Raw genomic sequence first — 21,535 nt, forward strand, 5'->3', positions numbered from 1 at the left:
GCGGCGTCGAGTACGAGCGGAGCCGACGCTATCGGTCGTCGTTGACGATCGTCACGACACCGCCCGACCGCTGCAGGTTGACCGCGGGGTTGGGCTGCAGGCGGACGACGAAGGACTCATCGGGTTCGAGCGTGCCGTCGCCCTTGACGATGAACGTGATGGTCGCGGTCGTCTGACCGGCTGCGAAAGTCACCGACGTCGTCGCGGGCGCCGTGTAGTCGGTGCCCGCGGTCGCCGTCGTGCCGCCGAATGCGGGCTCGAGCACCCAGTTGAGCGTGAGCGCGCCCTCGGCGGAGGACCGCGTCACCGTCATCGTCACGGTCTTGGTCGTTCCGGCGGCGCCCTCGGTCACCGAGACGTCGGCGATCGACACCGTCGGCAGGCCCGGCGGACTGCCGGAGTACGCCGCCTCGTCGGTGCGCAGCCGGTAGTCCGCGATCGACACGACGGCGCCCGTGCCGAGCCCGAAGACGCCGTGCTTGCCGTCGCCGAGGGGCGAGTTGAACGGGATCGAGGCGAGCACCTGCCCCGCAAGTGTGACGGTCACGACAGTCGCCTTGATCGTGATGTTGAGCAGGTAATCGGCGCCTGCGGTGAGCGTCCGGGCGATGGAGGCGTCGACGATGCGTGCCGTGCCCTCGACGTGGCCCACGATGATCCGCTGGCCAGCGACATCCAGAGCCACGAACTTGTAGTCCGTGCCCGAGTACCAGTCGAACATGAAGCCCGTCGTGCCCACGGCGCGGAAGGTCGCCTCGAGCTCGACGTAGCTCATGGGGTCGAACGGGGCGGGGACGCCGCCGGCGGGCTTCGCGAAGCCGATGAGGGCGGATGCGCCCGCTCCCCCGGTCGCCGTGCCCTGGTAGCGTCCCCCGGTCTGGGTCCAGGAGCCGGTCTGCGGCGAGGTCGTCGCGACGTTGCTGCCCTCGAAGTACTCGGTGCGGTCGATCGTGTTGGCGGGCGAGATGACGGTGAGGGCGATGTTGTCGAAGAGACCCTTCGCCTGATCGGAGCCGAAGCCGACCATTCCTCTGTTGAGGGCCACCTGCTGGCTGTCGAGGATGCGCGGCGGGAACGTGTACGACAGCGCGTTCTTGCCGTCGATCGTCACGGTCACGATGAGGCCGTTGATGACGACGTTGAGGTTGTAGTACGTGCCGGCCTTGACGCCGCCCGGCACGGATGCCTGAGCGAGGTAGGCCCAGCCCCAGCTGGCACGCTGGCCGATGACGACCTTGTTGGTCGACTGGTCGATGCCGGCGAACTTGAAGTCCATGGGGCCGAAGTAGTCGAAGATGACGAACGCGTTGGCCTTCCAGCCACCCGTCGGCTTCTCCATCGAGATCTTGGCGGAGAGCTCGTAGTAGACGGTCTGGTAGGTGTCGGAGTACCAGACGGCGACGGAGTCGCCCGTGTTGCTCGCGGCGGTGACGCGCAGCACGCCCTGCTGGATCGTGAAGGTGCCCGAGTCCGTCGCGAAGCCCGCCATCGTGCCGTCGTTGAAGTCCGCGCCGCGGAGCGTGTCGCGCTTGCCGCCCGGGATGTTGCCCGCCTGCGGGTCGGTCGGACCGCCCGTCTGCGTCTGCCACTGGCCGTGGTCCTTCGGCGTGATGAGGCCGAGCTCGCCGAAGGGCTCGCCGTTGCGCTCCTGATCGCTGCCCTCGTCGCTCCAGCGGGTCATGTCGACGCCCTGGCTGCGGCTCAGCGCGTAGAGGAACTCGGGCAGCTTCGGGTTGTTCTGGCGGCTCACCGTCGCGATGCCGAACGGTGCGAACGGCACGAGGTAGGTGTTGAACTCGCCGACCCAGTCGATGAGGCGGTCACCGCCCGTGTTGCCGATCAGGATGTCGAGGCCCGCGCCGCCGTACGCGCGGTCCTGGAAGCTCGAGTTGACGCCGTCGGGGGTGTCGTTGAGCCACGTGTCGCCGGTGAGAGTGCAGGTGCCGTTCGGCTGCATCGTGACGCATCCCGAGTGCAGGTCGTCGTCGGCGTTGTGCAGGTCGTTGCCCCAGCCGCCCCACAGGGTGTCCTGCCCCGTGCCGCCGACGAGCCAGTCGTTGCCGAGGTCGCCGAAGATGACGTCGTTGCCGTCGGAGGGCTGGTTGGTCTTGGTCTGCGTGCACACGCCCTGGTTGTCGACCGCGATGCAGGCCGTCACGAGGTTGCCCGTGAGGTCTTCGTTGTTGAGGAAGAAGTGGTTCGGGAACAGCGTCCGGCTCGGGCTGCCCGTGCACGTGTGGCCGCTCGGCGTGTACGAGGTGCAGCCCCACGTGTCGCCCGCCGCGTTGAAGAGGATCGCGCGGCGCGGGTCGTACTCGTCGTAGAGCAGGAACTCGCCGAGGCGCATCTCGTTGTGGTTGTTGGCGTGCCACGGGTTCGTGTCGGCACCGAAGTGCAGCACGTCGCCGGGGTTCCACGGGTGGGCGAAGTCGATGTACTCGAGGCCGAGGAGCGCACCCGTGATGGGGTCGAAGTGCTGTGCGAAGCCGCCCGCGTACCCAGGGGTGCCGGCGCCGATCGCCTCGGAGCCGCTGATCGCGTCGTCGCCCGCTCCGCCGTGGATCCAGTCGCCGCCCCAGCCGCCGAAGATGATGTCGTCGGAGTTGTTGGCGTCGTAGCTCGGCTGGTTGACGACCTTGTTGTGCTGGGCGCTCGCGTTCTCGTCGGGGCCGAGGTTGTAGACCGTGAGGTCGACGGCCTTCACCAGCTCGCCCGCGATGTTGATCGTCGCGGTCTGCACCTGGCCGGGCGTGTAGATGTACTCGTTCAGCACATCGCCCTGGCTCGTCTTGTCGTCGGGGTCGAGCAGGCGGAAGCTGCGGATGCCGAACAGCGGCTCGGCGAACTGCGTGCAGACGGCCGTCGACGCGGTGCCGGTGCAGCCGGTGTTGCGGCTCGTGAAGATGCGGCCGTCGTCGCCGAGGATGCCGTCGGATCCCGTGCCGCCCGAGATCCAGTCGTTGCCCCAACCGCCGATGAGGTCGTCGTTCTGCGCGTCGCCGAAGAGGATGTCGTGGTCGGCGCCGCCGTACACGGTGTCGTCGCCCGTCTCGCCGTGGACCTCGTCGCGCCCGCCGATCTGCGTCGTCTTCCAGGCGCCGGTCGCGGTGTTCAGCACGATCGAGCAGGTCGGCTGCGTCGGCGATCCGTTGCAGTCTGCGCCGATGCCGAGGCCGAAGTTCTGCGGCAGGTAGTCGGGCCCGCCGACCGTGTAGTCCAGCAGGTGCACGCCGCGGACGACGAGGCGCTGCGTGCCGGCCGCCGCCCCGCCGTAGAGGTCGTAGTTGAACGTCAGGTAGTTCGGGCCGGTCGCGGGCGGAACCCCGACGAGTCCCGTGGAGCCGACGTTGACGTCGCCGCCGTTCGTGCCGACGATCCGGATGATGCGGCCGTTGTCGCCCACGATCGTGTCGGCGTCGCGGGCGTCCATTTCGGCCGTCGCGGTGCCGTCGGCGAGCGAGCCGCCCGTCGTCGGCGTGCTCGCGAGCACTCCTGCACCCGTCGTCTGGTCGTTGATGCCGATGCGCGTGCCGGACCCGCCGAACAGGATGTCGGCGCCGCGGTCGTCGCCCGGCTGGTACCAGTCGGCGGGCGTCGGGAGGCCGTCCGGACGCTGGTTCGGCGCCGTGAGGCTGAAGAAGTCGCTCGAGCCGCCGAGGATGTCGTCCTGTCCGAGGCCGCCGAAGACGCGGTCGTTGCCGCCGCCGCCCTCGATGTAGTCCTGACCGTCGGTCGCTGCCTCGATCGAGGCCACGACAGTGAGCAGTCCCGTGTAGTCGCACACCATCGCGCCGGCTGCGCCGAGGCATCCCGTCGGCGTCCTGCTGGCTCCCGTGTGGACCGTGTTCTTCTGCAGTGCGCCGCGGTCCTGGTCGGTGGCGCGTGCGTAGGCGCGCTCGCCGTCGCCGTCGCCTTCGAGCACGTCGTTGCCGAGCTGGCCGAAGACGAGGTCGTGGGCCGCGCCGCCGAGCAGGTGGTCGTTGCCGAAGCTGCCGGCACCCTCGGTTCCCGCGTCGATCGCGAACGTGTGCCACAGCTGCGTGACGTCGTACTCGGCCCACCACGGAGCGCCGTCCGGGTCGCGGTACGGCTTCTGGACGCCGTCCGTCAGCAGCACGCCCGAGTCGTTCTCGGTCGGCGCCGGCATGCCCGGGCACACCTGGGTCGGCAGGTCGCTGCGGCTGTAGAGGAGCGTGCCGCAGAGGCTCTGGAAGCGCCCGTTCTGCCAGAGGCCCGGCGTGCGGACGTAGAGGACGTTGTCGCCGAAGACGATGTCGTCGGCCGCGTCGCCGTCGGCGAGGTCGTTCCCGGTGCCGCCGACGAGCACATCGCGTCCGAGGCCGCCGAAGATCGCGTCATCCGCTCCGCGCTGCAGGTTGCGGCTCTCGATCGACACGATCGTCGAGACGGCGGTCGTCTGGATCTTCTGGAGCCGCGTGTCGGGCTCGTTCGTGTCGCCCGTGTTCCAGCTGTTCGGGCCGTCCTGGATGACGAGGCCGTGGTCGCCGAAGATGATGTCGTCGAACGCGGACTCGGGGCCCGTCGGCACCGTGCCGGTGCGCGTCGGGTCGTCCTCGCCCCACAGCAGGTCGCGGCCGGCGACGAGCAGATCGTCGCGGACGAACGACGGGTACGGCTGGATCGTCGTGCCGTTGTTGAGGTAGCCGGCACCCGTGACGCTCGGCTTGGGCGAGCGGTCCGCGATCGCGATCTCGAGCGCGCGGCTGAAGATGTCGACGTTGACGCCCGAGTCGCCGTAGATGTGGTCGACGCCGCGCATGCCGCGGATCTCGTCGTCGCCCGTGCCGCCCGCGAGGTGGTCGCCCGCCTGGCTGCCGATGATGAGGTCGTCGCCGAGTCCGCCGTACGCCGTGATCCCGACCGACGGCAGGTTGCCGCACGTCGCGTCGCACACGAGGTTCGCGAAGAGCCCGCTCGCGTCGATGATGTCGTTGCCGGGGTTGTCGTACGGGTCGGCGAGCCCGAAGAGCCACTCGTCGTCCTCGTTCTGCGAATCGGGGATGTAGGTGAACGGGTCGAACGGCTTGGGGCCGAACTCCATCCCGAGCACGTCGCCAGGGCGGCCCGAGTACCAGACGCCGTCCTGCGACGTGTCGCCGTAGACGACGAGCGGCGAGCCGGGCCCTGCCGTGTTCGCCTGGTCGCAGGCGACGGTGCGCAGGCCGTTGGTCGCGTCCGCATCGGCCGGGTCGAGCGGCGCCGCGAGGTTGCAGACGGTGAGGATGTCGCCGCCCATCCGCAGGCCGCCGTTGCGGGCGCCGTCGGACGCGCTGATCGTGAGGAGCGTCGTGAACCACGTCGCGACGCCGTTCACGAGCTTGACGGTCGGCTGCAGCGCCGTGCCGGTGAGCTTCATCTCGGTCGCCGAGACGGTGTCGATCGTGTAGACGCCGGGCAGGCCCGTGATGCGAACCTGCATGCCGGCGCGGAAGCCGTCGGCGGTGAACGAGCCCGCCGCGCGGGTGATGCGGTCGTAGGCGATCGTGAACTGACCCGTGGAGGAGACCGCGAGCGGCTCGGCGACGTGCACCGCGGCATTCTGCGTTCCCGCGCCGATCGTCGTGCCGCCGGGCAGGAGCGGGGCGCTCAGGTACATGACAGCGCCGACGCCGCAGCCGGGGAAGGTGTCGACGTACGGGCAGGCGGCGTTGCCGAAGCCCAGGATCGTGCGCGTGAAGGTCTCACCGGCCAGCTGGATGTGCTGGTAAGCGGTGCCGTACGGGTTGCCGGCGATATAGCCGCTGCCCGGCAGCGCGCCCGTGTACGACCACGGCAGTCCGTCCTGGCGGGCGACGGCGAGCGCAGCGCCTGCGGGCACTCCGGGCCCGGCGACGGGCACCGTGACCTGCATCTGGAAGTCGTTGCGGATCGCCGAGTTGCCGCCGCCGTGGACGGTCGTGAGGCCGCCGTGCGGGCCGGGCACGTACACGGTGCGGCCGGCGCCGCCCATGCCGGCCGTCATGAGGTCGCCGCGGGCGAGGGTCAGCGTCGTCGCCGTGGCGCCGACGACGCGCCATTGTCCGACCTGGTTCTGGATGCGCACGAGCTGGCCGACGACGAAGCCGTCCGTGATCCAGCTGCCGGTCGACCGCGTGATGGTCCCGCCGTCGCCGGGGCCGTTGGGCGCGACCGTGACGGTGCCCGTGAAGGTGACGGGCACATCCGATGCCGTCACGGTCCGCAGCGTCGGCGCCGTCGTGCCTGCCGCGCCGGTCAGGAGCTGCAGGTACATGACGGTGTTGTCGGTCGTGTCTCCCGTGAAGTCGTCGCCGAAGCCCGTGACCTTGAACTGGCCCACGCCCGAGATCGTCACGGTCTGCCCGACCAGGAAGCCCTGGGCCTTCCAGTCGAACGGAGCGGGCCGAGAGAGGCGATGCGTCGTGCCCACCGGGATGCCGGCGCCTGCGCCCTGCGCCGTCAGGACGACGGTGCCCGTGAGCTTGACCGGGACATCCGGCTGCAGCGTGCCCTGGATGTCGAGGCGGTCGTTGCCCGAGCCGAGGAGCAGGTTCACGACCTCGATCGTCGACTTGGCCGAGTCGGTCACGTAGACGCCGTCGACGAACTGGACCGTCGCGTAGCTGATGCCGCCCGCGAACACGGGGGGCTCGCCGAAGGTCGCTCCGGCGGAGCCGAAGTCGAGGTCCTTCGCCATGCCGAACCCGGTGATGCCGGTCTTGGTCATGACGCCGACGCCGTGCGCGACGCTCGAGTCGTTGTAGACGGTCAGGACGTCGATCTGCTTCGACTCGGGCGCCTGCGCCGCGATGGCGAACAGCGGGCCGTCCTGCTCGCCGGGCAGCTTGAGTCCGAGCTCGAGCGATCGGTCGGCGCCCGTGACGCCGCCCTCGACGGCGAGCGGGCCGCGCAGCCGCGAGAGCAGGTGCGTGTTCGCGGGGAAGATCTTGACGCCCTGGCGCTGGAGCGGCTGGGTGAACCACGTGTCGGCCTTGAGCTCGATGTACTTCTCGGTCGCCCAGTCTCCCGCGAAGTTCACGACCGCCGCGATGCGGTTGACCGTGAAGGCGCCGCCGGACAGGAGCGCTGCGAGCGTGTCGCCCGAGCCCACGAGGCGCAGCTCGATGATGTTGTCCTTGCCGGCGTTGGTGCCGCGGATGATCGCGATCTTGGCCCGCACGCACGTCGCGCCCTGGCAGATCTGGATCCACTGGCCCTCGAGGAAGCCGTCGGCGAGCCACGAGCTGCCGGGCAGGCTCGGGTCGCGCACGAGCCGCCAGCCGGTCGTCGCGGTGTTGGCCTGCGTCGTCGCGGTGCCGTTCCACGTGCCGACCCTCGTCAGGACGTTGATGGTCGCGTTGGCGCCCGATCCGCAGCCGGCGAGCGGGGCCGACAGGGTGAGCGTCGAGGCTGCGACCGCCTGGATCGTGTAGACCGTCGCGCCGCACACCGAGATCGTGATGCGCTGCCCGACCGTGAACCCCTCGTCGATGAAGCTGCCGAGGTCGCTGCCGTTCGTGCGCGTGATGACGCTTCCCGCGAAGCTCAGGTTGCCGATGAAGCGGCGGCTCGGGATGTCGCCGCCGATGACGGTGTAGCCGGCCGGCGCGACGGCGACGCCGCCGACCGAGACGACATCGGCGAGGCCGTCCGTCACGAGGGCGATCTGCACCTGGCCGGTGGGAGCCTTCGTGAGGCGGATCGTGTAGCCGTCGTTGCAGTTGGCGGGCACGCCGCACGGGATCACGACGGTGTCGGTGCCGGTCGGGATCGAGACGACGTTGGGTGTCTCGTCGTCGTAGACGAGCACGTCGGTGCGCTGCGCTCCGCTGCGGAGGTTCGGGAACGGGTAGGCGGCCGCGACGGCGGGGAGCGTACGCGTGAGGTCGAGCGTGTAGTTGATGACGGCGGTCGTCGGGTCGCCCGGGTCGCTGTTGGTGCGCGCCTTCGCGATGATGCGGACGGCCTGGTTCCAGTTGGTCCCGTCGAACCAGATCGAGTACCAGGTTCCGGTCGCGTCGATCACCATGACCCAGCGCGGGTCCCCGACGGGGTTCGGGATGCCGGACAGGTCGAGCGTGAGGATCCGCTGGCTGTCGGCATCCATCCAGATCTTCACCCACACGCGATCCGTCCCGGTGGGCGCCTTCGCGAGCGACAGCAGGATGTCGTCGGTGCGCTGCGTCAGGGCCGAGCCCTCGATGACGAGCGTGCGGCCGTCGAAGTCGGTGCCGCCCGGCGTGACGGGCACGGCGTAGACGCCGGGGGTGTCGTTGTCGTAGACGAGCGCGTTCACCTGGCGGACCACTGCTCCGTGGAACCGGGCGTCACCCGAGACGACGGAGTGCTGGACGACGACGACGCGATCCCCCTCGGCGCGGGTGTCGTCGACGGCCCAGAGGTAGACGCGCTGCCACTGGCCGGCGGCCGATCCGGCGAGGTAGGTGAGGACGACGGCGCGGCCGTTCTCGTCGACGAACTGCCCGTTGACGACGTAGTGGCGCTGGAACTCCGACGCCTGGTCGCACTGGCTGTCGACGGTCCCGACGCACAGCCACACCGTGTCGCCGATGCCGTTCGGCAGCGGCGCGGGGTTCTGCAGCGAGCCGTTCGCCTCCTGCGACGGCGACCAGGCCGCCGAGACCGTCACGTAGACGTTCGCCGTCGGCGAGACCGCGAGCGAGACCTCGTAGTACGCGTAGCTCTTGATCGTCGTGCCGCCGCCCTCGCGCACGTTCGTGCCGCCCGTGCCCTCGCGGATCACGACATTGCCCTGCGTGCCGGTCGCGACGTTGTACGGCACGCCGTCGGTCGGCAGGCCGTTGTAGCCGGCGTCGGTCGGCGCGGTCACGATGTGGTCGACGGCGCCCGAGAGGCCCTCGAGTTCGCGCGTCACGATGTCGGCCGTCACGTCGCCCGAGACGTTGATGCGGTCGGACCCGAGACCGCCGATGACCCGGTAGGCGACCCCGAACGCGGTCGACAGGACGAAGAACTCGTCGTCGCCCTCGAGGCCGTCGATCTCGAGGACCTCGACCGTCGTGTACCTGACGTTGAGGCCGGCTCCGAAGATGCCCTTGTCGGTGATGGCGAAGTCGTCGGCGAACTCGGTGCCGAGCACGACGAGCTTGTCGAAGCCCGTGCCGCCGTCGACGTTGACCGGCGCGTTGATGTTGTACTGCACCTCGTCCTCGCCGCCGCCCGCGCGGATGTCGAGGGGGCGCGCGGTAGAGAAGCCGAGGCCGATGACGGGCACCGCGACGCCGTTCGCGTCGAGCGGGATGACGTCGTCCTCCCACTTCGTGTTGTCGAGGTCGACGTTCGAGCCCGCGTCGTGCGTGAAGGTCATGTGAGCGTCGGCGTTGTTGCACGTCTTGTCGCCGTTGTTGTCCTTCCAGAATCCGGTGAAGGAGTCGGCGTCGGCCGCGTTGCAGACGCCGTTGCCGTCGGAGTCGTACGGGAACTCCTCGGTGCCGGGCACGACCGTGAGCGAGACGTCGGCGAGCGTGCACAGGCCGTCGCCGGTCGTGTCGGTGTCGCAGACCGCCGCGAGCGCGAAGGCCCGGACGATGAACAGGTCGTTGTCGTCGTCGCCGTTGAGCTGGATCTCGGCCTGGTTGGAGTAGACCGTGAATCGGTCGTTGCCGGTGCCGCCCGTGGCGAGCAGCGGCGCGTGGGTGCCGGGGCTCAGCCAGCCGCGCGTCGTCGCGACGAGGGCCGGGAAGGTGTCGGCGGGAAGGAGCCCGCCGCCGTCGGCCGGCAGCACCTGGCTGTCGCGCTGGGTTCCGAAGATCTGGCCGATCTGGAACTGGTCGTTGCCGGCGCCGCCGTCGAGGGTCATCGTCGCCTGCGTGTCGTCGACGTAGAAGGCGTCGTTGCCGCCCTGGCCGTAGACCGTGATGCGTCCGTTGACGGAGCGGTCGTAGTTGATGCGCTGCACGAGCGCGCTGGGCTCGTTGCCCTGGATGCGGTCGCGGTACAGGCCGATGCCGCCGTCTCCGCCGTCGCCCGCGGTTCCGTTGCCGGCGAGCAGTGCGACGAAGGCCGGGTGGTCGGCCGGCTCGGTCGGCGTGCCGCACGTGCTCGGGACGCCCGCGATGAGCGCGAACGGCGACTCGTTGTCGATGCACTTGAGCGCCCGCAGGAGCCAGATGTCGTCGACCGGCTTGTTCGCACCGTTGTATCCGGCCGCCGTGTTGTCGTAGCCGTAGATGGCGAGCTCGTCGACGCCGTCATCGGCGGGACCCGAGTCGAGGACGTTGATGACGTAGTTGCGGATGCTGCCGTGGCTGCCGTTCGTGTACACGGCGTAGTAGTCGGTCTCGCCCTGCCCGTCGAGGTTGAGCGTGTGGCCGGCGCCCGTGCCGGACTGCAGGCCCAGGGGGCTCGTGACGACGTTCATCGACTGCAGGTACCAGACCGTGATGCGGTCTTCGCCGTCGGCGGTGTTCGAGGTCGCGTTCGCGTCGCCGTGGACCGTCGTCTTGGAGCCGAGGAAGATGTAGCCCGCACTCCCCCACGTCGTCTTCGCACCGGGCTGCGTCGCGTCGAGGCCCGACGGATCGCCGAGCTGGATGATGTCGACGTCGCTGTCGCCCCAGATGTTCGTCTGGCGGCCGGCGACGGGGTTGGCGGTCGAGGGTGCGCAGATGCCCATCGGCTCGTCACCGGGACCACCTGCAGTCACGTTGCAGTCGGCGGTGATCTTGCCACGCAGGATCATGCTCGTGCCGAACTCGCCGACGCCGCCGCCCGTGTCGGCGTTGCCGAAGTCGCCGCGGATGTCGATGCCGAGGTTCGCGAGGATCTGGCTGTTCTGGTGCGTCGTGATGTCGTCGCCGACGCGGAGCTCGACACTGCCCACCTCGGCGAAGATCGTGCCGTTGGGGATGGACCGCGGAGCGTCGGCGTCGCTGCTCGGGCCGCGCGTCGCGGATTCGGCGAAGCGAGCCGTACCGCCGTTCACGAGGTAGAGGTCCTCGTCGGTCTGCGAGGTCTCACGGACCGTCAGGCGGATGTTGCCGAGCAGGGAGTGGGCGAGCACGAGACGCAGGTAGGCGTCGGTCTCGGTGTAGAAGATGTGGCTCGTCGCTTCGAGTCCGACGTCGTCGCCGGGGGTCGCGAGAGCGGGATCGGATGCCCCGGTGACGGGGCTGTTGCCGCAGTTGAGGTACGTGCAGCCGAACGGGGGTGCGCGGCCGGAGTCGACCATGACGTCCTTGGACAGCAGGCCGATCGCGCCGCCGTTGGCGTCGAGGTCGACGGAGTCGCCGTGGATGTTGTCCTGGGTGGGATCGACCTTCGCGTTGAGGATCGAGCCGCCGACCGTTCGCGCCGAGACGTTGCCCGTCGCGAGGCTCGCGTCGCCCTCGGTGTAGAGCTCGTGGATGGGCATGTCGCCCTCGAGCTCGTCGAGGTAGATCCCCGCCGTCAGGCTGTTCGCCGCGGCGAGGTCGTGAGCCGTGAGCACCCCGTCCGATACGTCGTCCCACGAAGCGTCGAGCACCGACGTGTTGATCTCGAGGAAGTCGCCCGGGAGGCCGATACCGCCGATGCCGCCCGCCTCACCCGCGAACATCGTGATGTTGACACCCGTCACATCGATCGTGGGCCGGCCGTCGGCATCCAGGATCCTCATCGGCGAGTGCAGCTCGACGTCGTTCTCGGTCGAGTGGATGTGGCCGACGAGCATGTCGCCCGCGAGCTCGGTCGCCGTGATGTCGCCGTTGGTGCGGAGGAAGATCTGCGAGACGTTCGTGACCTTGCCCGGGTCGTCGACGGGTCCCGTGTGACCCGCGCCGCCGGTCCACGCGACATCCGTGTTGATGACGATGTCGATCCGCGTGTCGGAGGTGGGGTCGCTCGTCACGACGTGCGTCGCGGAGTCGATCGACGTCGTGAAGCACGTCTTGGGCTCTTCGCCGCCGGTCGTGACGTGGCAGATGTCGATGTCGTCGCCCGAGCGCACCTCGGTGAAGTCGTACGTCGAGTTGATCTCGCCGTCGTTGTCGGTGCCGAGGGCGCGCAGGATGTGCGCGAGGCTCAGGTTGGAGACATCCGGCCGGAAGTGCGTCTCGTACTGGCCCGAGCCCGTTCCGCAGTCGCCGGGGTACGGACCGGCGCAGCCGCCGCGCTGGATCGAGTTGCCGTCGTTGATGGCGGGCGTGAACGTCGACGGGAACGTGAAGTTGTAATCCTTCGAAGTGCCTGCCGGCTCGTACATGTCGACGACCACGAGCACGAGACCGGTCTGCCCGTCGCCGTTCTTGGAGTCGTTCAGCACGACGTCGACGTCGTCGCCCGCGCGGATCCGGTCGATGACGATCGTCGCCGCGGTCCCGAGCGCCGTGTCGGTGCGGCGGAAGTACGTGAGGTCGATCACGACGTCCTTGCCGGCGTCGATCGTGACGACGGGCTTCTTGTCGCAGGGAGCGCTGCCCGTGCAGAAGTCGGGATCGGGGTGGATGTAGTGGACGAGCTCGATCTCGATCGGGTTGCGCTCGGGGTCGGGGTTCGCGTGTGTCGGGCTCTGGTGGCCGACGTGTCCGTGCGGGGCGTCGATGTCGATGACGTTGGTGCGGATGAGCTCGTGCCCGCTGCCGGAGAGGATGTCGCCCGAGGCGTTGAAGATCTCGGTCTCACCCAGCGGGTTCTCGATGTAGTCGTCGAGGCGGATGAACGGGTTGCGCGTCGGGCACGTGAAGGCGCACGTGTTGTGGATCTGCACGTAGCTCGGCGGGAACGTGTACTCGATGTCGAAGTCGAAGGTCGTGTTCGGGTCGCCCTCGGACAGCGACGCGTTCGCGGCGGCGCCGTTGTCCCAGATCTCGTCGACGCGGATGTCGATGCGCGGCGGGTTCTGCGAGTTGACGACGTCGATGATGTTCGTGACGAGGTTGAGGTTCGATGCGTTCAGGATGCGGACGAAGTCCCACGTCTGCTGGAACTCGAACCGTCCGACGGCGCCCCAGATGTTGCCGTCGGGGCCGCCGACGCTCGACAGGTCGTTCGCGAGGAAGCGCGCCTGCGCGCCGTGGTCGTAGACGATGTCGTCGACCGTCATGGTCGTGCCCGACAGCATGCCCTGCGTGTGGGTGTCGGTGAACGGGTTGTCCTCGTAGCAGTGGCCGTTGTCGTCGCACACGCGCACGTTGACGATCGCCGTGATCGCGCCGTTCGCGTCGACCTCGAGGATGGGGTTGGGCTCGCCGAGCATGATGACCCGGACCTCCCAGAAGATCTCGCGCCGCAGCGACGAATTGTTGCCCTCTTCGTCTCCGCCATTGCCGAAGTCGAGGAGGCCTCCGTCGGTGTCGGCGTGCCGGCGGATGCGGTTGATCTGGTCGTTGACCTGCACGGTGAGGTCGGATGTCGTGATGACGGCGAGGTTGCGCCCGACGACCTTCGCCTCGAGCGTCGGGTAGATGCGGCCGTACGAGTCGGTCGCGCCGCCGCCGCAGTCGCACTCGGCGAACGCGTCGGAGTTGAAGTCGACGCCTCGCCACTCGGCGACGATCGCGGTGTCGACGTGGCCCGTGATCGCGACGTTCGCGAGCAGCGTCGTGCGGGTGTAGCCCTCGACGTTGATCTCGGAGTCAGCGTCGGAGTCGGCGCCCAGCGCGATCGCGTACGTGTAGGTGTGGGCGTAGGCCTTGGCCGAGTCGACGAATGCTCCGACCTTGACGTGACGTCCCGTGAGCGACCCGCCGACCTCGGTGAGCGTGTCGGCGTCGTCGGCGCCGACGCCGATGAGGACGTTCGCCTCGGTCTCGGCGGACGCGCCGAGACCGCCGACGTCGGCGAGCGACTCCGAGAAGCCGTCGAACGAGGTGTGCGACTCGACCTTGAGACGGTTGCCCGCCACCAGCGTGCCGTTCGACGCGGTCTTGGTCGAGTAGCTCGCCTTGGCGTCGGTGGAGCCGAAGGATCCGCCGACGAGTCCGCCCTGCTGCGTCGAGGCGACGACCTTGGGCCGCAGGTCGCTGAAGGCCGCGATCGTGAGGTCGTGGTCGGCGGTGATGTCGGCACCAGATGCGACCGCGATGTCGTTGTCGACGATCGTCGTGGCGCGGGCGTCGGAGTCGCCGATCGAGATCGCGCCGCCGCCGGCGTTGCCCGCGATGCCCTTCGCCTGGGCGGTGGCATGCGTCGTGATCGCGACGTCGCCGCCGTGGATGTCGGCGTCGGTCTGCACCGTGACGCCCGTCGTGACGGTCGTGGTCGCCGAGGCGCTCGCCGTCGACACGTTGATCGCGCCGCCGCCGCCGCCCGCCGCGGTCGCCGAGATGACGCCGTCGTTCGAGCTCGCCGCGCCCGACGGTCCGCCGATCCCGTTGAGCCGCTGCGTGCCGCTCGTCGCGCCGATCTGCAGGATGAGCCGCTGGACGCCCGTGCCGCTGCCCGTGAGGTCGACGCCCTCGACCCGGAAGATGTGCGGGAAGCCGCCGCCGTCCGAGATGTTGATCGCGCCTCCGCCCAGCGTGTTCGACAGCTGGAAGCTCGAGCCGTTCGCACCGACGACGTAGTACCCGTGGCCGTCGTCGAGGTTGCCGATCTCGAAGTCCGTGACCGCGTTGAGGACGTGGCGCACGGCGGCGAAGGAAGGCGTCGTGTTCGGCGTGAGGGTGATGGCGACGACGGACGCGCTCCCCACTGCGCCGTCGTCGCCCCCCACCCCACCCGAGAAGGTGCTGTCGCACGCTCCGTTGCCTCCGAGCGCGATGCCCCGCGCCCGGCAGTAGGTGGTCGCGAGCTGCAGGTGCTGTCCGTCGACGCGGATGACGTAGTACGTGGCGCCGCTCGAGAGCCCGCCGATCGGCTTGCCCGCGTCGCTGGCGATGTACTGCACGGGGGTCCCGCTCGAGGGCACCGTGTCGTCGATCGTCTGGTTGCCGTCCTGGTCGAGGCTCACGTTGATCGTGTTGCCGCTCACTGCGACCGACGAGAACGTGCCCGCGGGAGGAGCCGTGTGGTACGTGACGTACTGACCGTTGGTCAGGCCGCCTGAGATGCGGTCGTTCGCCTCGTCGATGTCGCCCGAGACGATCACCTGCGGCGGGTTCGTCACGTCGACGCTCGTGAGCTGCAGCTTCAGGCGCGACGCGTCGATCCGGTAGACCTTGTAGGTTCCCGCCGCGAGCCCGCCGATGGCGCTGCCGACCGGCTGGTAGAAGACGAGGTCGCCCGTCTGGAAGTGGTGCGACTGGCCGAAGTCGATGATGTCGGTCACGGGGTCGATCGTGAGGCCGCCCTCGACGATGCCGGGAGTGCCCGGGTCGTCGAACATGGCCTCGAGCCCGAGCTGGAGCGAGTTGGCACCCGTCACGATGACGTTGATGCTGCGGCCCTGGAGGTTCGAGGCGATCTGTGTGCCGCCCTGGGCGTCGTAGGCGACCAGCTGGCCCGTGAACGCGTTGTGCTGCAGCGTGAAGGTGATCGTGTTCCCCGCGACGCTGCCGGCGTTGAACGTGCCGTCCGCGCTGGGTGCAGGCGGCTGGTTGCTCGTCGCGTCGATCGTGATCAGGCCGTTGCTGTGAATCGAGGCGCCGCCCGTGACGAGCACCGAGACGGTGGGCGTCATGGTGGCCGTCGCGCCGAAGAGATTGATGTTGAGCAGGCCGCCGCTGCCGCTCGTGGTCGCGGCATCCGAGTCGTTGAGGCTCTCGGCCTTGGCCGTGATGGCGCCCGACGTGATGATGACGGAGGATGCTCCGCCGAGGGTCGTGGCGACCGTCGGCGTGCCCTTCGATGTCGAGGACGAGTCGCTGATCGAGAGGGCTCCGCCGCCCGCGTTCTCCATGCCGGCGAACGCGAGATCGTCGGCCTTCGCGAGGACCTCGAGGACCGCCGCGCCGCTCGCCGTCCCGACCCGCACATGGCCGAGCAGGTCGGCGCGCGTCGTGCCCTTGACGTCGGCGGTCGGGTTGGCGTCCGGCGCGATGCTCGCGAGCCCGCCCTGGACACGCTCGAAGACCGCCTTGGCCTCGTTGTGCGAGAGCGCCCGCAGAGCCGCTGTTCCGGACGGCGCTGCGAGCGTCGCAGCAGCCTCGACCGTCGCGGTCGTGGTGGCCTGGGCTTCCGCGAGCATGGACACGTCGCTGATCGCGAGCAGCAGCGAGATCGTCGTCGCACTGGCCGAGGCGAACACGCGGTTGCCGAGGAAGCCGCCGCTGTAGTTGTGGTGTGCGAGGACGGATGCCGACGACCCTGTGCTGTAGACGCGGCCCGTGCCCGAGATCGAAGCCGCGGTCGTCGAGCTGTCGCGCGCCGTGACGGCACCCGCGACGGCCGAGACGAAGCCCGAGATCTGCAGCGCCTTGTAGGTCGCGGTCACCTTGATGCGGGCATCCGCGAGCACCGTGATGGCGCCCGAGGCCTGCAGGTCGCCGCCGACCCGCGAGCGGGTCGTGACGGAGGCCGTCGCGTCGAGGTCCGCGACCGAGACGCCCGCTCCGATGCCGCCGCCCGCCGCGCGGCCCTGCACGCGCGGGTGCGCGTCGGTGCGGGCCGTGACGTTCGCCGCGGCGATCGTGCCCGAGGTGCCGTCGAAGTAGGCGTCGACCGTGCCGCCGGAGGTCACGGACCCCTCGACGACGCCGATGCCCGCGAGCAGGCCGACGGTCGGGAGCGCCAGCGCGTCGACCTGTGCGTCGCCGAAGGCGCGGCCCGTGATCGTGAGGAGCGTCGAGGCGCCGACCTGCGTGCCGCCGCCGACTCCCGCCGCCACGATCGGCGAGTTCTTCGCCTCCGAGAAGCCGCCTGCGACGCCGGCCGCGAGGCCGATCGAGCCGAGGCTCACGCGGGCGAAGGCGGGGGCGACGGTGGTCGAGACATCCGACGTCGTGTTCGTCGCGTCGTTGATGTTCGCGAAGGTGTAGCTCGGCGAGAGGTTGTTGCCGTTCTGGTCGACGTTCGCCCGCGCGATGAGCGAGACGTTCTGCCCGCTGAGCGAGCCGCCGCCGACGGTGTACGCCTTGACCGTCGGGGTGAGCACGGCATGCGTCGAGGTGAGGCCCGCGTCGAAGCCGAGCGAGGCGCCGAAGCCCTTCGCGTCGGCGATCGCGACGGCTGTCGTCGCGGCAGTGAAGGCGACGTCGCCGCCGTTCGCCGTGACCTGCGCGTCGTCGCCGAGGTAGGCCGCGATCGTCGGCGTGGAGGTCGTCGTGACCTTCACGATCGCGGCGGCGAAGCCGAGGCTGAACCCGAAGGCAGACGACGTCGCGAGCGGTGTCGAGGTGTACTGCGCCGTGACCGAGACGCCGCCGCCCGTCGTGACGACGGAGGTCGGGTCTGCCGCGTCCGCGGACGAGACGCCGTCGGCGGGTCCGATGCGCGAGATGACGCTCGTCGAGTCGGTCGCCCGCGCCTGCGAGCCCGAGACGCCGATGATCCGGATGCCGGCGGCCGCCGTCGAGGCCTGGGGCGAGCTGGTCCCGCCGGCCATGAGCGAGACGCTGCCGGCGGTGACGTCGGCGCGGTCGTCGATGTACGCCGAGATCGTGCCGCCGGTCGTCGCCTCGAGGTCGACGAACGAGATGTCTATCGGCGCGGCCGAGATGTTGGTGCCGAGGGCGCTCGCATGCGCCGTGCGGGTCGCGTTGAGGGTCGCGGCACCGGAACCGAGCGCGACCGTCTCGTCGTATCCGATGTAGGCCTCGGTCGTGCCGCCGACGGTGGCGCGCGGCCCGGTGACGAGGACGTTCGCGAGCGCCGAGATGCCGACCATCTTCGCCTCGGCGTAGGCGTCCGGCGTCGCCGTCGCCGTGATGGAGAGCGATCCGGCGTTGACCGTCTTGCTGTTGCCGACGAATGCGCGGGTGATGCCGGTCACCCGGGCGTCGGGCTGCAGTAGCGAGACAGTGAGACCGCCGCCCGAGCCTCCGCCCACGGTTGCCGTCGCGTTGTCGTCGGAGGTCGCAGAGACCGTGACGGCACCCGATCCGACGATCGCGCCGCCGATCGCCGCCTCGGTCGTGGCCGTGACCTCGGCGAGCGCGTACGCGACGGCGACCGCCACGATGCCCACGGCGATGATCTCGGAGGCGTCGGCCGTCGCCCCGTTGTGCGAGTTCGAGGTGGCCGATGCCGAGGTGCCGCCCGTGACCTGGCCGAGGTAGCTCGCCTTGGTGGCACCGCTGACGCGAGCCACGGGGAGCTTCACGTCGACCGTGAGGAGGCCTACGGTCGGGCCGTCCGACGAGGATGTGGCGGTGTAGGTCGAGTCGCTCGTCACGATGAACGCCCCGCTCGTCGAGGCCGTGCCGCTGTCGCCCCCGGCGACGGTGTCGGCCGAGACGAGGGCGACGGTCTCGGTCGCTGAGAGGGTCAGAGCGCCGATGCCGACGAAGGTGCTGTGCGCGTCGGCGAGCATCGTCGCATCGGCGTTGATCGTGATGGAGCCGGAGCCGGCGACAGCGCCGTTGAGCTTCGCGCGCACCGACCCGGTCACCGCCGCGTCCGACGTCACGAGACCGGCGCTGATCCCGCCCGCCGCGCCGCCGCGGACGAGGCTCCTCGCGTAGTTGTGGTGACCGTCGCCGAGGGTCGTCTGAGCGTCGATCGAGATGGCGCCGGAGACGGTGACGTTCGCGTTCGCGTCGATGACGGCGTCGGCATCTCCCCCGGCGCGCGCGTCGGAGAAGACGCCGGTGCCGGCGAGGCCGAGCGAGATCGTGAGGACGTTGACGTCCGAGATCGCCTGGTTGCGTGCGCGGACCTCGACGGTGAGGCCGGCGGTCTTGGTCGCGGTGCTCGGGATGTCGCCGTCGAACGATGCCTTCGTGGAGCCGTCCACGTACGCGATGCTCTTCTGGACGCTGAGGCTCAGCCCGATGCCGGCGCCGACCGCCGTCGTCGTCGCGTTCGCCTTGTTGGTCGAGGTCGCGTGGACGTAGACCGCGCCGCCGGGGGCCGAGACCGAGGAGTTCGACAGGACGAGCGCCTGCGTCGCGGCGGCCGACGTGATCCGCGCGTCGGCGACGTTGACGGCTGCGGCGCCGAGGCCTCCGATCGAGACGATGAGCACATCGGTCGTCGCGGTGTTGTGGCTCGTCGCGCCCACTTCGACGCCCGCGGCGCCCGCCGTGACGTTGCCCTGCACGCTCGCCGTCGTCGCACCGCCGACGAGTGCCGACGGCACCGAGACGCTGACGCCGAAGAGAGCGCCGCCGGCACCCATGCCGGTCGTGACCGTCGCGGTGTTCGTCGAGGTGGCGACGAAGCTCACCTTGCCGCTGCTCGAGATCTGCTGGTCGTTGTTCCCGTCGGACGACGAGGCCGCGACATCCGCTCCCGAGGCGATCTCCGCGATCGCGACGCTCACGGCGATGCCTCCGAGCCCGCCGGCGGCGACCACGACGAGGTCGGCCTTCGCCTTGCTTCCGCCGGTGGCGGTCACCGAGACGGATGTCGATGCCGTGACGTCGCCGTCGAGCGCTGCCGTGACTGCCGCGCGCTGGGTGGCGAGGGCGACGAAGATCGCGCCGCTGCCGAAGAGCGCCGCGGCGACGTTCTGGCCCTTCGCGATCGCCTCGATCTGCCCGCTCGCGCCGAGGACGAGCGCGAGGACCGAGACGGCGCCGCTGCTCGTGACGGACGCGCCGCTCGTGACCGTCGCGGTGATGTCGGCATCCGCCGTCACCTCGGCGTAGGCGACGGCGACGTTGAGCCCGAGACCCGAGATGCTGACCACGAGCACGTCGGCGGTCGCGCGGTTCTCCGCCGCGGCCCGCACCTGCGCGCTCGACGATCCGCCGACGGTGCCCGACAGCGTCGCCGTGGTGTGACCCGAGACCGTCGCGATCGGGATCATGGCGCTCACGGCGATGCCGCCGACCGCGACGCTCGGCGTGCTGGCGGTCACGACGTTGGTCGCCTCGGCGTTCACGACGACGGCCCCGGCCGCCGTGACCGATCCTCCGAGCTCCGCCTCGGTGTCGCGGTCCATCGTCGCGATCGAGACGGTGAAGCCGAGGGCCCCCGCCCCCGAGGTCACGTTGAGGGTCTGCCCCGTCATGGGCTGCCGCTGGCCGAAGGCCTGCACCGAGACTCCCCCGCCGATCGTCACGGATCCGTGCGCGAACGAGGCCGCACGCGTGACGCCGGAGTACTCGATGGTCGCGACGATGCCGCTGATCCCGACGCCGACGCCCGCGACGATGCCGATCGCCCACGCGGTGGGGTCGAAGACGTCCGTCGCCGTGACGGTGATGCTGCCGATCGAGCCTCCCGCCCCGATCGCGACATCCCCGATGAGCGCCTTCGTGTCGCCCGAGACGTCGATGACCGAAATCGCGGCTCCGATGCCGCCGAGGGCGATCGTGATGCCGACCGCGTAGCCTGCGACCGTCTTGTCGGAGTGCGCCGTGACGACGATGCCGCCCGAGGCCCGCAGGATCGTCGCGGAGTCGTCGATGTGGGCGTTCGTGGCGCTCGTGTCCGTGAGCACGAGGATCTGGCCCGCGACCGCGACGGCGCCGATGGCCCCTGTCACGGCGAAGATCTTGATGTCCTCTTCGAGATCGGCGACGACGCGCACGGCCCCACCCGCGGAGACGACGCCCGTGCCGTAGATCCCGGCGTTCACGTTTCCGCTCACGGTCAGGATCGCGATGCCGGCGCCGATCGCTCCCGCGCCGCCTGCCACGGCGCCCGCGAGGACGAAGACGTCGACCCGTTCGCGCGCCTCGACATCGACGTCCGAGAGCAGCGAGTGCACCGTGCCGTAGATGCCGGCCGAGACACCCGACGGAGGCGCGGGCTGCGTGAACTGGTCCTGCGTGAGGCTGGTGTCGGAGTACGAGCCGCCGACGGCCGAGTCGGATGCCGCGGCCCCGCCGAACACGCGGAAGCGGTAGTCGTTGTCGGCGTTCGCCCAGTGGGCCGTGTCGATCGTCGGGTTCGCGCCCGAGACGAAGTTCGACGTCGCGCGGTACTTGTGCCCGCCGAAGCTGACGTAGGAACCGGTCGTGTAGGCGTGCGCCGTCTGGAACGGCGCCGTGCCGTCGGCGGGCGCTCCGTCGAGGGACGACTTCCAGCCGTCCTTGACGGCGTACCACTTCGTGTTGTTCTCGGGGTCCGCCTCGTTGGCGGCGACGGCGGCGGTCGCCTGGTACTTCACGCCGTTGAACGTGACGTAGTCGCCCTTCGCGTACGCCGACGGACCGTTCCACGCCGGGGCCGGCGCGTTGCTGCCGTCGCCCGACGCGACCTGGTCGGCCTGCTGCTGGCCGTTGGTGCCCTCGCCGTTCGTCGCGTTCTTGGGCACGTCCTCCTGCCAGATCGTGCCGTCCGAGCCGGGCGTCACGCCGGTGCTGTTCTTCTTCGCGACCCACGTCTTCGAGGCGTGTGTCACGACGTCGCCCGAGGCGTAGGACTTCGTGATGTCCCACGCGCCGCGGTGGGGTCCGTGGGAGTCGGTCGAGTACGAGGCGGTCGGCGCTGTGCCGATGGACCAGACCGAGACGGCGCCGGCGACGCCGACGAAGCCGCCGCCGATCGAGACGGCGTAGGACTGCACGTTCTTGATCGCGAGCGCGTTGACGTGGACAGCGGCCTG

The 21,535-nt window shown here is 70.0% G+C and carries 1 protein-coding gene (running past one end of the window); it reads right to left on the bottom strand.

The window, feature by feature from the left end:
- Window positions 1-28: 28 nt before the first annotated feature.
- A protein-coding gene (locus tag MJ607_RS03860; protein ID WP_279234289.1) for a Calx-beta domain-containing protein crosses the window boundary here: on the bottom strand, window positions 29-21,535 show its 3' portion. The gene runs 10,134 nt beyond the window's last position; the window shows 21,507 of its 31,641 coding nt (coding positions 10,135-31,641); its start codon lies off the right edge, out of view; its stop codon occupies window positions 29-31.

The organism is Microbacterium sp. SS28, from assembly GCF_022761035.1.
Classification (GTDB): Bacteria; Actinomycetota; Actinomycetes; order Actinomycetales; family Microbacteriaceae; genus Microbacterium.